We start from the raw sequence: 13172 nt of genomic DNA, 5'->3' as shown, positions 1-13172 counted from the left end.
ATTCCACATAAACAAGGCCCTGTTCAGTCGATGGCTGAACAGGGCCTTGTTTTATGCATCGAAAACGGTTAGCGCGGGAGCTGAAACGCTGAACAAGACGGAGCATAAAAAAAACCGCCACAAGGGCGGTCTTTTGCGAAGCAGCAGGCAAACAACGCTTACTGAATCTTCGCGTTCTTACGCAGACCTTCTTCGAACGCCTGCAGCTTTTCCTGCTGGATCTGCTGCACGATCTGCGGACGCACTTGCTCGAGCGGCGGCGGCGTGACGTTGCGCACGTCGTCGACACGAATGATGTGCCAGCCGAATTGCGTATGCACCGGCGTGTCGGTCATCTGGCCTTTCTGCAGGTGCGTGGCCGCGTCCGCGAATTCAGGCACGTAGGCCTTCGGGTCCGACCAGTCCAGGTCGCCGCCGTTCTTGCCCGATCCCGGGTCCTTCGAGTATTGCTTGGCCAGGTCTTCGAAGCTCGTGCCGGCCTTGATCTTGGCGATCAGATCCTTCGCCTGCTGTTCGTTGTCGACGAGGATGTGGTGCAGGTGATATTCCTTGCCGCCCGCGTCCTTGATCAGCGAGTTGTAACGCGCGGTGACCTCGGCGTCGGTCGGCGCGTTGTTCTTCACGAAGTCTTCGATCAGCGCGCGCAGCACGACGGTTTGTTGCGCCACGGCGATTTGCGCCTTGATGTCCGGACGATTCGGCAGGCCGCGACGCAGCGCTTCCTGCATCAGGATTTCGCGGTTCACCAGCTCTTCGCGCACGGCCATTTGCAACTGCGGCGTGTCTTGCTGGCCCTGATGAACCAGTTGATCGATCAGCGCATCGGCGCGCGCTTTCGGAATCGGCGTGCCGTTTACGACGGCAATGTTCTGTGCGAATGCAGGTGCGGCCGCAAAGGCAGCCAGCAATACCCAAAGGCGGGTTTTCTTCAAGGTCATCGAAAGGTTCCTAGCGGGGCAACAAAGCGAATTCTTCGGGCGTATACGCCGTGATTGCAAGGGCGTGAATGCCGCGCTGCATGGCATCGGCCAGCGCATCATACACCATGCGATGCCGCGCCACGCGGGCCTTGCCGGCGAATGCGGCCGCCACGATCGTGACACTGAAATGACCGCCGGCGGAGGCGCCTGCGTGGCCTGCGTGCTGCGCGCTGTCATCCGTGATCTGGATCGAGGCGATCGGCGCGAGCGCCGCGGTGAGACGCGCCTCGATCAACGCCGCGCGTTCCGCGGTGGTGGCGTGCATGAATACATCGCTTGTCATGTCATTCTTCCTTCATATACTTCGACAGCCACAAGCTCTGTCCGACGATGAACACCACCAGACATCCAGTGGCGCCGAACAGCTTGAAATTGACCCACTGATCGGTCGTGTAGTTATACGCGACGAACAGGTTAACCAGTCCGAGCAGCACGAAGAAAATCGCCCAGACGACATTGAGCTTGCCCCAGATCGCGTGCGGCAGCGTGATCTGCTTGCCCATCATCGCTTCGATCAGGTTCTTGTTGAAGGCCAACTGCGAGACGATCAACGCGACCGAAAACGCCCAGTACAACACGGTCGGTTTCCATTTGATGAAGGTGTCGTTGTGCAGCACGAGCGTCGCGCCGCCGAATACGGTGACGACGCCGAGGCTCACCCATAGCATTGGATCGACCTTGCGGTGGCGGAAGGCCACCCACGCGATCTGGACCAGCGTGGCGACGATCGCCACTGCCGTCGCCGTGAAAATGCCCCAAATCTTGAAGGCGACGAAAAACAGGATGATCGGGAACAGATCGAACAGGAATTTCATTATCTGGTCGGGAATTCGGAGAGTGGGTCGGAGAAAGAGGGACGCGATGCGCCGTGATGGGTGGCTGGTTGAACCCGCCGCGGCGGGCCGGTGCGTGGCGCTAGCCATTCGCACTGTGACTGCCGGCGCCGGATTGTCCGGTTTGCAAGCAGGATGAAGGGTATCGTGGCCGGCGGGCAGTGTGTGACACACTTTGGCGCCCTTAGGCGCCCGCCGGCCGGGACACCCTTCATCCGGCGCCGAACTCCGCGCTGCGTTACTTGGGCTCGAATTGTAACGCAGCCGAATTGATGCAGTAACGCAGACCGGTCGGCGCCGGTCCGTCTTCGAACACGTGGCCCAGATGCGCGCCGCAGTTCTTGCACTGCACCTCGATGCGCAGCATGCCGTGCGAGCGGTCGGTTTTCTCGGCAATCACTTCGCCGTTGATCGGCTTGAAGTAGCTCGGCCAGCCGCAACCGGCGTCGAACTTGGTATCCGATTCGAACAGCGGCGTGCCGCAGCACACGCAGTCATAGATGCCGCGGTCCCAGTGGTCGTGATAGCGGCCGGTGAAGGGGCGCTCGGTGGCGGCGTTGCGGGTCACCTGGTATTCGATGTCGGAGAGCTGGTTGCGCCATTCGGCCTCATCTTTTTGCACGGCGGGGGCGTCGGTCTTGATGTCGTCAGGTTTGTTCATGATTGGGGTTCCTGTCTCGGGCTTGTTTTTCGGGGCTGCATTCGGGGCTGCAAAGTGTTCAGGGAGATTTGGCTCATCACACGGATTCAGCGGATTCAAGCGTGTTCAAGTGGATTCAAAGCTGATTCAAGCGAGTTCGACTCGGCGTCACGAAGAGCAACTCACTTCCAGCGAGCTGGCCCAATCCGGCGGCAGCCCCGCATACGCCTCGTGTTCCGGCTGTTCGTCGAACGGGCGGCGCAGCACGGCCGCCAAACGCTCCACTTCGGAGAAATCCTTCTCTTTCGCGCGGCGGATCGCTGTTTCCGCCAGATGATTGCGAAGTACGAATTTGGGGTTCACACGGTTCATTGCAATGGCGCGCGCGGCGTCGTCGCGGGTTTCCTCGGACAGGCGCACGCGGTAGTCGTTCGCCCACGCATCGAACGCGGCGCGCTCGAGGAACAGGTCGCGCACCGGCGCGTCGCCGCTCGCGTCGTGCTTCGAAATACGCGCCAGATTGCGGAATGTCAGCGTGAAATCCGCACGGTTTGCGTGCATCACTTCGAACAGGCGGTTGATCAGAATATCGTCGCCATCGCGCTCGGTTTCGAGGCCAAGTTTGGCGCGCATGCGGTTTTCCAGGGCCGGCGCGAAACGGTCCTTGAAGCCGCCGAGCACACGCTGCGCGTCTTCGATCGACTTGTCGCCGCGTACGCTTTCCTCATGCTGAACGCCCAGCAGCGGCAGCAAGCCCTGTGCAAGACAGAAGAGGTTCCAGTACGCGATCTGCGGCTGCATCTTGTACGCGTAACGGCCTTGCGAGTCGGAGTGATTGCAGATGTAGCCGGCGTCGAAACCATCCATGAAACCGAACGGGCCGTAGTCGATCGTGAGACCGAGGATCGACATGTTGTCGGTATTCATCACGCCGTGGCAGAAACCGACAGCTTGCCATTCGACCATCAGATCGGCTGTCGACCTCACCGCCTCATCGAGCAGCGCAAGATACGGATCGTCGGCTTCGCGGCAGTGCGGATAGAAGCGTTCGATCACATGATCGGCGAGCGCGCGCAGTGCGTCGACGCGATCGTTCGAATAGAAATGCTCGAAGTGCCCGAAGCGCACGAAGCTCGGCGCCACGCGCGTGACAACCGCCGCGGTTTCGACTTCCTCGCGGCGCACCGGCTGGTCGGAGCCGATCACGCACAGCGCGCGCGTGGTCGGAATGCCGAGGTGATGCATCGCTTCCGAACACAGATACTCGCGGATCGACGAACGCAACACCGCGCGGCCGTCGCCCATGCGCGAATAGGGCGTGCGGCCCGCGCCTTTGAGTTGCAGCTCGAAGCGTTGGCCGTGGTGTTCGATTTCGCCCAGACCGAGCGCGCGGCCGTCGCCGAGCTGGCCGGCCCACACGCCGAACTGATGCCCCGAATACACCGACGCGTACGGCAGTGCTGCGGAAGGCCACTCGCGCGTTGTGTTGCCGGAGAAGAGTTCGGCGAAGCCCGGATCGTTCTGGAGGCCCGGTGCTAAACCGAGCAACGCAGCGGTTTCTTCGGAGAATCCGACCAGGTAGGGCGCACTGAGCGGCGCCGCGGGCAGGCGCGTCAGAAACGCGCTGCCGAGTCGCGCAAACGCGCTTTCGGGCGAAGTAACGAGTGCGTCGGAGAGAGCCGATAAAGGCCCGGATAACCCTGCAATGCTTGGGGAAAACGACATGTTGAGCGCCTCTGGATTAACCGATATTGTAAGTCGGCGCCCGCGGCGCTGCTGGCCGGCCCTTAGGCCGACGCCGCCTGTGTCCCGGGCGTCTCCCGCCAGAGTGCGCCTGCGCCGCTTCAAAACGCGCCACGCGAGCCACCGCAACGTCCCCTGCGACCAACGGTGCGCGCCGCACGGCCCCGAGCTGCACCCCAATGACGCACAAGGCGAGGAGAGTTCTCTTTATGACGATGACGACGCCGCTGTTTGGCCAGATGATGGACGTGCCGCTCACTGTGTCCTCGTTGCTCGCGCATGCCGCGCGGCATTTCGGCGACACCGAGATCGTGTCGCGGCGCATCGAAGGCGACGTGCATCGCTACACCTACCGCGACTGCGAAAAGCGCGCGAAGCAGCTGGCGCAGGCGCTGATCGCGCTCGGCGTCGAGCCCGGCGAGCGGGTGGCCACGCTGGCCTGGAACGGCTACCGCCATCTGGAAGCGTATTACGGCATCACCGGCTTCGGCGCCGTGTGCCACACGATCAATCCGCGTCTCTTTCCCGACCAGATCGCCTACATCGTCAATCACGCCGACGACGCCTACGTGCTGTTCGACACCACGTTCGCGCCGCTCGTCGATTGTCTCGCGCCACAGTGTCCCAAAGTGCGCGGCTGGATCGCACTGGCCGACGAAGCCCATGTGCCGAAGATGCAATCACCGGCACTCAGCTATGAAACGTTGCTGGACGCACAGGACGGCCATTACGAATGGCCGCAGCTCGACGAGCGGCAGGCGTCGTACCTTTGCTATACGTCCGGCACCACCGGCAATCCGAAGGGCGCGCTGTATTCGCATCGCTCGACGGTGCTGCACGCGTTCGGCGCAGCGCTGCCCGATGCCATGAGCCTGTCCGCGCGCGACTCCGTGCTGCCAGTCGTGCCGATGTTTCATGTGAACGCCTGGGGCATTCCGCACTCCGCGCCGCTGACCGGTGCGAAGCTGGTCTTTCCCGGCAAGGATCTCGACGGCAAATCGCTGTATGAATTGATGGAAACCGAACGCGTCACGTATTCGGCCGGCGTGCCGACCGTGTGGCTCGGCTTGCTCAGCTATCTGCGCGAGGCCAAGGTGCGTTTCTCTTCGCTGAATCGCACGGTGATCGGCGGCTCAGCCTGTCCGCCGGCCATGCTGCGCGCCTTCGAAGATGAGTACGGCGTGCAGGTGATCCATGCATGGGGTATGACCGAAATGTCACCGCTCGGTACCTTGTCGAAACTGACGTGGGAACAGAGTCAGCGTCCGTTGGCGGAGCAGCGCAAACTGCTCGAGAAGCAGGGCCATGTGCTGTATGGCGTCGATATGAAGATCGTCGGCGAAGACGGCCGCGATCTGCCGTGGGACGGTGTCGCGTTCGGCGATCTGCACGTGCGCGGGCCGTGGGTGATCGACCGGTATTTCCGCAAGGACGACTCGCCGCTCGTGGACGGCTGGTTTCCGACCGGCGACGTCGCCACCATCGACCGTGACAGCTTTCTGCACATCACGGATCGCTCGAAAGACGTGATCAAGTCGGGCGGCGAGTGGATCAGTTCGATCGACATCGAGAATGTCGCCATCGCGCACCCCGCGGTGGCCGAAGCCGCGTGCATTGCCTGCGCGCATCCGAAGTGGACCGAGCGGCCGTTGCTGGTAGTCGTCAAGCGAGCCGGTTTCGACGTGACGCGCGAAGAACTGCTCGCGTTCTACGACGGCAAGGTCGCCAGATGGTGGATTCCCGACGACGTCGCCTTCGTCGACGAACTGCCGCACACGGCCACCGGCAAGCTGCAGAAACTCAAGCTGCGCGACACCTTCCGCGACCATATCCTGCCGTCCGCGCTCGCAGACGAAAAGGATTGCCCACTCACGCCGCTCGCCAGGGGAAACCCCGTCCAAGGATAAATTGAACGAGCGTGCTTTTTTGTGTATTCTGCCTGCTGACCCCGGGAAAGTCGCAGAATGGCTCGACTCACGAGTCGATCTTTCTGTGGCTCGGTGAACTGGGACGGGCGGCGCGTCATGCGCCGCCTCATCGCATGGAGACAGGCAGATGGCAGTGGACTACACAACTCATGACGGCGTGGCCGTCATCACGCTGAACAATCCCCCCGTAAACGGCCTCGGCCTCTCGACGCGAGCTGGTATCGTCGAAGGGATCGAGCGCGCGCAGAACGATCCGGCCATCAAGGCGATTGTGCTGACAGGCGCGGGCAAAGCCTTCTCGGGCGGTGCCGACATTACCGAATTCAACACGCCGAAGGCGACCCAGGAGCCGACGCTCGCCACGGTCATCAAGACCGTCGAGGGCAGCGCGAAGCCGGTGGTTGCCGCGATTCACAGCGTCGCAATGGGCGGCGGGCTGGAGTTGGCGCTCGGCGCGCATTACCGCATCGCCGCACCCGGCGCGCAGATCGCGCTGCCGGAAGTGAAGCTCGGCATTCTGCCGGGCGCGGGCGGCACGCAGCGTCTGCCGCGCGCCATCGGCCTCGAAGCCGCGCTCAACATGATCGTCTCCGGTGCGCCGGTGATGTCGGAGAAACTGGCCGACTCGGGTTTGTTCGACGAAGTGGCGCAAGGCGATCTGGCCGAAGCGGCGCTCGCGTTGGCCCGCAAGGTCGGCGCGAAAGTGGGCCCGCATCCGAAGGTGCGCGAGCGCAAGATCGAGCATCCGAATGCGGCTGGCTTCATCCAGTTCGCGCGCAATACCGTCACGGCGATGGCGAAGAATTTCCCCGCGCCGCTGAAGTGCATCGACGCCGTGGAAGCGGGCGTGCAAAACGGTTTCGACAAGGGCCTTGCCTTCGAACGCGAATGCTTTATCGCGCTCGTACAGACGCCGGAAAGCCATGCGCTGCGTCATGCGTTCTTCGGCGAACGCGCGGCGAGCAAGATTCCCGATGTGCCTTCCGATACGGTTGCTCGTGAGATCAGACAGGTCGCCGTGATCGGTGCCGGCACGATGGGCGGCGGCATCGCGATGAACTTCATCAACGCGGGCATTCCGGTCACGCTGCTGGAAACAAGGCAGGAAGCACTCGACCGTGGCCTCGCCACGATCCGCCAGAACTACGAAGCGACCGTCAAGAAAGGCAAGCTCAAGCCAGAGGTGCTGGAACAGCGCATGGCGCTGATCACGCCGACGCTTTCCTACGACGACCTGAAGAACGCCGACCTGATCGTCGAAGCGGTGTTCGAAGAACTCGGCGTCAAAGAGCAGGTGTTCAAGCGTCTCGACGAAGTGGCGAAACAAGGCGCGATCCTCGCATCGAATACCTCGACGCTGGATGTCGACAGGATCGCCGCGTACACGTTGCGTCCGCAGGATGTGGTCGGCATGCACTTTTTCAGCCCGGCCAACGTGATGAAGCTGCTCGAAGTGGTGCGCGGCAAGGAGACGGCGAAAGACGTGCTCGCCACCGTCATGAAGCTCGCGAAGAAGATCAGGAAGACCGCGGTGGTCTCGGGCGTGTGCGACGGCTTTATCGGCAACCGGATGATCGAGCAGTACATCCGTCAAGCACTCTTCATGCTCGAAGAAGGCGCATTGCCCGCGCAAGTGGACAAGGCCATCGAGAAGTTCGGTTTTGCGATGGGCCCGTTCCGCATGAGCGATCTGGCCGGTAACGACATCGGCTGGGCGATCCGCAAGCGCCGCTATCAGGAACATCCGGACATGCACTACTCGAAGATCGCCGACCGGCTGTGCGAGACGGGGCGCTTCGGGCAGAAAACCGGTGGCGGCTGGTACGACTACAAGGCGGGCGACCGCACTGCGTATCCGTCGAAAGTGGTCGACGAGATGATTACGGCGTTCTCGAAGGAAGCCAACGCCGAGCGCCGCAAGATCAGCGACGAGGAAATCGTCGAGCGTCTGGTGTTTGCGCTCGTCAACGAAGGCGCGAAGATTCTCGAGGAGGGCATTGCGTCGAAGGCGTCGGACATCGACATGGTTTACCTGACCGGTTACGGCTTCCCGCTCTATCGTGGCGGCCCGATGCTGTACGCGGATACGGTCGGCCTCTACAACGTCGAGCGCGCGATTCGCCGCTATGCGTCGCGGCCGAATGGCGACGCGTGGCAGTTGGCGTCGAGCATCGTCGAGCTTGCGGCGAAGGGCCGTGGGTTCAACGGCTGAATCACCGCCGCCAGGGCGAAATGAGTGAAATGAGTGACGTGGGCGGCTGAGCGATCCGCAAGTGCCCACCATCAACATCTGGAAGTACCAACCGACTTGGATGGGACCAGAGTAGGCGCTGTGGGACCAGAGTAGGCGCTAAAGCGCCAACTCTGGTCGACACGCTAACTCGGGTCGACAACTTTGTATGGGACCAGAGTAAGCGCTAAAGCGCTAACTCTGGTCGACACAGGAGACATGCATGACTGACGCCGTAATCGTATCGACCGCCCGTACGGGCCTCGCCAAATCATGGCGCGGCGGTTTCAACATGACGCACGGCGCGACGCTCGGCGGGCATGTGACGCAGGCCGCTGTCGAGCGCGCGAAGCTGGACCCGGCGCGCATCGAAGACGTGATCATGGGCTGCGCGAATCCGGAAGGCGCGACGGGCGCCAACATCGCGCGCCAGATCGCACTGCGCGCCGGTTTGCCGGTCAGCGTGCCGGGCATGACGGTGAACCGTTTCTGCTCGTCCGGTTTGCAGACGATCGCACTGGCTGCGCAACGCGTGATCGCCGGTGAGGGCGACGTGTTCGTCGCGGGTGGCGTGGAATCGATCTCGTGCGTGCAGAACGAGATGAACCGCCACATGCTGGCCGAAGGCTGGCTCAGCAAGAACAAGCCGGAAATTTACTGGTCGATGCTGCAGACCGCCGAGAACGTCGCGAAGCGCTACGCGATCTCGAAGGAACGTCAGGATGAATACGGCGTGCGTTCGCAACAGCGCGCCGCGGCCGCGCTCGAAGCCGGCAAGTTCAAGGACGAGATCGTGCCGATGACGGTGCTGGCCGGTGTCGCCGACAAAGCGAGCGGACGTCTCTTCACGAAGGAAGTCACCGTCAGCGCCGACGAAGGCATTCGTGCCGACACGACGCTCGAAGGCGTGTCGAAGATTCGTACCGCGATGCCGGGCGGCGTGATCACGGCAGGCAACGCGAGCCAGTTCTCGGACGGCGCGTCGGCGTGCGTCGTGATGAACGCGAAAGTCGCGGAGCGCGAAGGTCTGCAACCGCTCGGCATTTTCCGTGGCTTTGCGGTGGCCGGTTGCGAGCCGGACGAGATGGGCATCGGCCCGGTGTTCGCCGTGCCGAAGCTGCTCAAGCAGGCAGGCCTGAAGGTCGAGGATATCGACCTGTGGGAACTGAACGAAGCGTTCGCGGTGCAGGTGCTGTATTGCGCCGACAAACTCGGCATTCCGCACGACCGCCTGAATGTCAACGGCGGCGCGATTGCGGTGGGCCATCCGTATGGTGTGTCGGGCGCGCGTTTGACCGGCCATGCGCTAATCGAAGGCAAGCGGCGCGGCGCGAAGCGGGTCGTCGTGACGATGTGTATCGGCGGCGGCCAGGGCGCGGCGGGTTTGTTCGAAGTGGTGTGATCAGGCGTCAGGGCAAAGCCGGGCCGAGCGACGGCAGGCTCAACGTACCTTGATTGACGAACCGTGTCGTGCCCGCCAGGCCGCCGGCGAGCTTACCGCGCAGGATGTACGGAATCTGGCCCGACTGCGCGGCGCCCGCTTGCACGGCGCCCGCGAAGGCGAACGCCTGGCGAACCGCGGTGAAGGCGGGCACCGTCAGCGGTACGTTGACGACCGTTTCGCCAAAGCGCGGCACGGTGCCGCTCTGATCGCTGACGCCGCTGGCGAACGGTTTGCCGTTCAGTTCGAGATCGAGCGACACGCCGTCGAACTGGACAGCGGAATCATTGGGATTCTGCACGCGCAGTTTGATGTTGAAGCGCATCTCCAGGCCTTGGCCTTCGACCGGTTCGATACCGGCCACGCTCACGCGCAAAGGGTCGCCGCCGAACAGACCGGCGCAGCCGTTGAGCGTCAGCGCGACGACGGCGAGGATGGCGGCCAGACCGGCGTGACGGCGGCACAGCAGAACGCGAAGGAAGGACATGACCGGCACCTCGAAGGAAGCGGGTTGGGTCATGCATTGTAGCGAGCTGGTTCTGGGCCGGTAGAGACGTTCGAGCAACGTAGCCGCATGCGGCGTGATCTGATAAGCAGCCGGTGAGCGCGCCGCCGTTACGCATTCGGCCTTATCCGTTAGGCGTTCGCGCGTGGCCCCCACGCATGCGCGAACGCCTTAGCGGTTATCATTTGAGGTCCCAGGCCAACGAATTGAATCGAATCAGATGACCACCGATTCACCCTCATCCAAAGCAGGCAGCGCGTCGCTGCCCGAAAGTCCGTTCGTCGACCGGCTCGGCGCGCAACTCGTATCGGCCGCAGATGGCGTCAGCGAAGTCGTGCTGCCGTTGCAGCCCGATCACATGAACACGTGGGATGTCGCGCATGGCGGCGTGACCATGACGCTCGCCGACGTCGCGCTCGCGATGGCCGCGCGCAGTCTGGCCGGCGACGGCGTCGGCGTGGTCACCGTCGAGATGAAGGTCAACTTCATGCAGCCGGGCCGCGGCGAATTGCGCGCCACCGGCCGCGTGCTGCACCGCTCGACCACCATGGCCTATTGCGAAGGCGAGATTCGCGACAGCGAAGGCCACTTCGTCGCCAAAGCGCTCGGCACGTTCAAATACATGCGGCGTCTCGCCGTGGGCCGCGACGTGACGCAACAGCGTCTGCGCACGGACCCTTCGGCGAAACCCGGTCCAAGCGACGGCTAATCACCGGATGGACAGCGCGTGTTGCGAGTCGCGCGCTGGATCCGTTTGTTGCTGACGCCGTTCGTTCGAATTACTCACCGATCACATCGGTAATCCATGGAGACGATCGTCATGCCCCAGATCAACCGTCAATTTGTGCTGGCTTCGCGCCCACAAGGCGCTGTTACGCCCGATAACTTCAAGCTCGTCGAAACGCCACTCGCACCGCTCGCCGATGGTGAATTCCGCGTGCGCAACCATTTTCTCTCGCTCGATCCGTATATGCGCGGCCGGATGAACGACAGCAAGTCGTACGCGGCGCCGCAGCCGCTGAACGAAGTGATGATCGGCGGCACAGTGGGCGAAGTGGTGGAGTCGAAGAATCCGAAGTTCGCGGTCGGCGATAAGCTTGTCGCGATGTTCGGCTGGCAGGAATATGGCACCTCGAACGGTGCGGGTGTGCAGAAAGTGGATGACACGCACGTGCCGCTATCGGCGTATCTCGGGCCGGTTGGCATGCCGGGCGTCACCGCCTGGTACGGCTTGAACCGGATCATCGCGCCGAAAGCGGGCGAAACGGTGGTGGTGAGCGCGGCGAGCGGCGCGGTGGGCAGCGTGGTCGGTCAACTGGCGAAGCTGGCCGGTGCGCGCGCGGTCGGCATCGCGGGCGGCGCGGACAAGTGCCGCTATGTGGTGGAGACGCTCGGCTTCGATGCCTGCGTCGACTACAAGGCCGGCAATCTGTATCAGGATCTCAAAGCTGTGACGCCGAACGGTGTCGATGGTTACTTCGAGAACGTCGGTGGCGAAGTGCTCGACGTGACGCTCGCGCGGATGAACGCGTTCGGACGTATCGCACTGTGCGGCTTTATCTCGGGCTACGATGGCCAGCCGGTGCCGCTCAAGCACCCGTCGTTGATGCTCACGCAGCGGCTGCTCGTGCAGGGCTTCATTGTCAGCGAGCATATGGAGGTGTGGCCCGAAGCGCTCAAGCAACTCGGCACGCTGGTCGCGCAAAAGAAGCTGCAATATCGCGAGACCATCGCGCAAGGGCTCGATGCGGCGCCTGAGGCGTTTATTGGTCTGCTGAAGGGTAAGAACTTCGGCAAGCAGCTCGTCAAGCTGATCTGATCGCGGCGGTTGTCAAGCGCCCTACGCGAGAAACGTTCGTGAAGGTTCGCCGGTGAACGTAAGCCGGTGGACCTGGCCCGATGCACTTAACCTGTTCCCCCGAAGCGCAAAACCCAGGAGCAAAAACCGATGTTCGAATTCGCAGGCAAGGTGGCGGTGATCACCGGTGCGGCAAGCGGCTTCGGCCGCGCGTTCGCGGAAAAGGGCGCGTCGCTCGGCATGAAACTCGTGCTCGCCGACGTCAATCCTGACGCGCTTGCGCAAACCGTCGACGCCTTGCGCGCCGGCGGCGCCGAGGCAATCGGCGTGCCGACCGACGTCGCCGACGCCGCCCAGGTCGAAGCGCTCGCGCAAGCGGCGCTCGAGGCCTTCGGCAAGGTTCATCTTCTGTTCAACAACGCGGGCGTGGGTTCGGGCGGCTTCCTGTGGGAAAGCTCGGCGAACGACTGGGCATGGGTGTTCAACGTCAACGTGATGGGCGTCGCGCACGGCGTGCGCGTCTTCACGCCGATCATGCTGCGGCAGAACGAACCCGCGCATATCGTCAACACGGCGTCGGTGGCGGGCTTGCTGTCGCCGCCCGCAATGGGCATCTACAACGCCTCCAAGCACGCGGTCGTGTCGCTCACGGAGACGCTCTATCACGACCTGCAACTGGCCCAGGCGGCAAACCCGGCCCAGCTGGCCGGTAGCGGCGAGGTCGGCTGCTCATTGTTGTGCCCGGCCTTCGTGCCGACCGGCATCGCCGACGCGGAACGCGCGCGGCCCGCGGAACTGCGCAACGACAGCGGCCCGACCCGCTCGCAGATCGCCGCCGGCAAGCAACTGCAACGCGCGGTGCAATCGGGCAAGCTGACTGCCACCGACGTCGCCGACATCACGTTCGAAGCGATCGCCGAGCGGCGTTTCTATATCGTCACGCATCCGGGCATCATGGCGACGGTGAGACTGCGTCACGAGGACATCGAGCAGTTGCGCAATCCGACCGATCCCATGTCGTTGAAGCCCGAAGTGAAGCGTGCGAGCTAGGCGCTCACGGCATCAGCATCACAT

Annotated in this window: 12 protein-coding genes; 6 read left to right on the top strand and 6 right to left on the bottom strand. The window is 63.0% G+C overall.

Annotated features, from left to right (window positions below; translation table 11 throughout):
• Positions 1-158 precede the first annotated feature (158 nt).
• From P0D84_RS10350 to P0D84_RS10330, 5 genes are all read right to left on the bottom strand, one after another.
• Positions 159-938, bottom strand: coding sequence for a peptidylprolyl isomerase (locus P0D84_RS10350; protein ID WP_408335735.1), 780 nt, complete (start codon positions 936-938; stop codon positions 159-161).
• A 10-nt stretch (positions 939-948) separates the two neighbouring features.
• The gene (locus tag P0D84_RS10345; protein WP_408335732.1) at positions 949-1263 is read right to left on the bottom strand and encodes a BolA family protein; all 315 of its coding nucleotides are present in this window, start codon (positions 1261-1263) and stop codon (positions 949-951) included.
• A gap of 1 nt (position 1264) precedes the next feature.
• Positions 1265-1795, bottom strand: coding sequence for a septation protein A (locus P0D84_RS10340; RefSeq protein WP_091794362.1), 531 nt, complete (start codon positions 1793-1795; stop codon positions 1265-1267).
• Positions 1796-2051: 256 nt separating this feature from the next.
• Entirely contained in the window at positions 2052-2474 is a 423-nt protein-coding gene (msrB, locus tag P0D84_RS10335; protein ID WP_408339768.1) for a peptide-methionine (R)-S-oxide reductase MsrB, read from the bottom strand.
• Between the two features lie 147 nt (positions 2475-2621).
• Positions 2622-4178, bottom strand: a complete 1557-nt coding sequence (locus P0D84_RS10330; protein WP_408335729.1) for a protein adenylyltransferase SelO — start codon at positions 4176-4178, stop codon at positions 2622-2624.
• 233 nt (positions 4179-4411) lie between these two features.
• Here P0D84_RS10330 and P0D84_RS10325 point away from each other — a divergent pair, with 233 nt between their 5' ends.
• The 3 genes from P0D84_RS10325 to P0D84_RS10315 all read left to right on the top strand — a co-directional run bounded on the left by P0D84_RS10325 (position 4412) and on the right by P0D84_RS10315 (position 9756).
• Positions 4412-6103 carry a 3-(methylthio)propionyl-CoA ligase gene (locus P0D84_RS10325; protein ID WP_408339766.1) on the top strand — a complete coding sequence of 564 codons (1692 nt, stop codon included), beginning with the start codon at positions 4412-4414 and terminating at the stop codon, positions 6101-6103.
• Positions 6104-6251: 148 nt separating this feature from the next.
• Entirely contained in the window at positions 6252-8336 is a 2085-nt protein-coding gene (locus tag P0D84_RS10320; protein WP_408335726.1) for a 3-hydroxyacyl-CoA dehydrogenase NAD-binding domain-containing protein, read from the top strand.
• 241 nt (positions 8337-8577) lie between these two features.
• The gene (locus P0D84_RS10315) at positions 8578-9756 is read left to right on the top strand and encodes an acetyl-CoA C-acyltransferase (RefSeq protein ID WP_408335723.1); all 1179 of its coding nucleotides are present in this window, start codon (positions 8578-8580) and stop codon (positions 9754-9756) included.
• 7 nt (positions 9757-9763) lie between these two features.
• Here the strand turns inward: P0D84_RS10315 and P0D84_RS10310 are convergent, their stop codons facing one another.
• Entirely contained in the window at positions 9764-10282 is a 519-nt protein-coding gene (locus P0D84_RS10310) for an LEA/WHy family protein (RefSeq protein WP_408335720.1), read from the bottom strand.
• A gap of 238 nt (positions 10283-10520) precedes the next feature.
• Between P0D84_RS10310 and P0D84_RS10305 the strand changes: the two genes are divergently transcribed.
• The 3 genes from P0D84_RS10305 (at position 10521) to P0D84_RS10295 (ending at position 13148) form a co-directional block, all read left to right on the top strand.
• The gene (locus P0D84_RS10305) at positions 10521-11009 is read left to right on the top strand and encodes a PaaI family thioesterase (protein WP_408335717.1); all 489 of its coding nucleotides are present in this window, start codon (positions 10521-10523) and stop codon (positions 11007-11009) included.
• Positions 11010-11120: 111 nt separating this feature from the next.
• Complete coding sequence (locus P0D84_RS10300) at positions 11121-12119, top strand: NADP-dependent oxidoreductase (protein ID WP_408335714.1); 999 nt, start codon at positions 11121-11123, stop codon at positions 12117-12119.
• 129 nt (positions 12120-12248) lie between these two features.
• Entirely contained in the window at positions 12249-13148 is a 900-nt protein-coding gene (locus P0D84_RS10295) for an SDR family oxidoreductase (RefSeq protein ID WP_408335711.1), read from the top strand.
• The last annotated feature ends 24 nt before the right edge of the window (positions 13149-13172 follow it).

Source organism: Paraburkholderia sp. RL17-337-BIB-A (assembly GCF_046025895.1).
GTDB lineage: Bacteria > Pseudomonadota > Gammaproteobacteria > Burkholderiales > Burkholderiaceae > Paraburkholderia > Paraburkholderia fungorum_C.
Note: the sequence above shows the minus strand (reverse complement) of the source record. Positions and strands in the feature narration are given on the sequence as shown.

What these genes read in the sequence shown, in the direction of transcription:
- msrB (WP_408339768.1), bottom strand. Translation starts at nt 2,474, where the DNA reads ATGAACAAACCTGACGACATCAAGACCGACGCCCCCGCCGTGCAAAAA.
- P0D84_RS10340 (WP_091794362.1), bottom strand. Translation starts at nt 1,795, where the DNA reads ATGAAATTCCTGTTCGATCTGTTCCCGATCATCCTGTTTTTCGTCGCC.
- P0D84_RS10300 (WP_408335714.1), top strand. Translation starts at nt 11,121, where the DNA reads ATGCCCCAGATCAACCGTCAATTTGTGCTGGCTTCGCGCCCACAAGGC.
- P0D84_RS10305 (WP_408335717.1), top strand. Translation starts at nt 10,521, where the DNA reads ATGACCACCGATTCACCCTCATCCAAAGCAGGCAGCGCGTCGCTGCCC.
- P0D84_RS10350 (WP_408335735.1), bottom strand. Translation starts at nt 938, where the DNA reads ATGACCTTGAAGAAAACCCGCCTTTGGGTATTGCTGGCTGCCTTTGCG.
- P0D84_RS10295 (WP_408335711.1), top strand. Translation starts at nt 12,249, where the DNA reads ATGTTCGAATTCGCAGGCAAGGTGGCGGTGATCACCGGTGCGGCAAGC.
- P0D84_RS10315 (WP_408335723.1), top strand. Translation starts at nt 8,578, where the DNA reads ATGACTGACGCCGTAATCGTATCGACCGCCCGTACGGGCCTCGCCAAA.
- P0D84_RS10320 (WP_408335726.1), top strand. Translation starts at nt 6,252, where the DNA reads ATGGCAGTGGACTACACAACTCATGACGGCGTGGCCGTCATCACGCTG.
- P0D84_RS10325 (WP_408339766.1), top strand. Translation starts at nt 4,412, where the DNA reads ATGACGACGCCGCTGTTTGGCCAGATGATGGACGTGCCGCTCACTGTG.
- P0D84_RS10345 (WP_408335732.1), bottom strand. Translation starts at nt 1,263, where the DNA reads ATGACAAGCGATGTATTCATGCACGCCACCACCGCGGAACGCGCGGCG.
- P0D84_RS10310 (WP_408335720.1), bottom strand. Translation starts at nt 10,282, where the DNA reads ATGTCCTTCCTTCGCGTTCTGCTGTGCCGCCGTCACGCCGGTCTGGCC.
- P0D84_RS10330 (WP_408335729.1), bottom strand. Translation starts at nt 4,178, where the DNA reads ATGTCGTTTTCCCCAAGCATTGCAGGGTTATCCGGGCCTTTATCGGCT.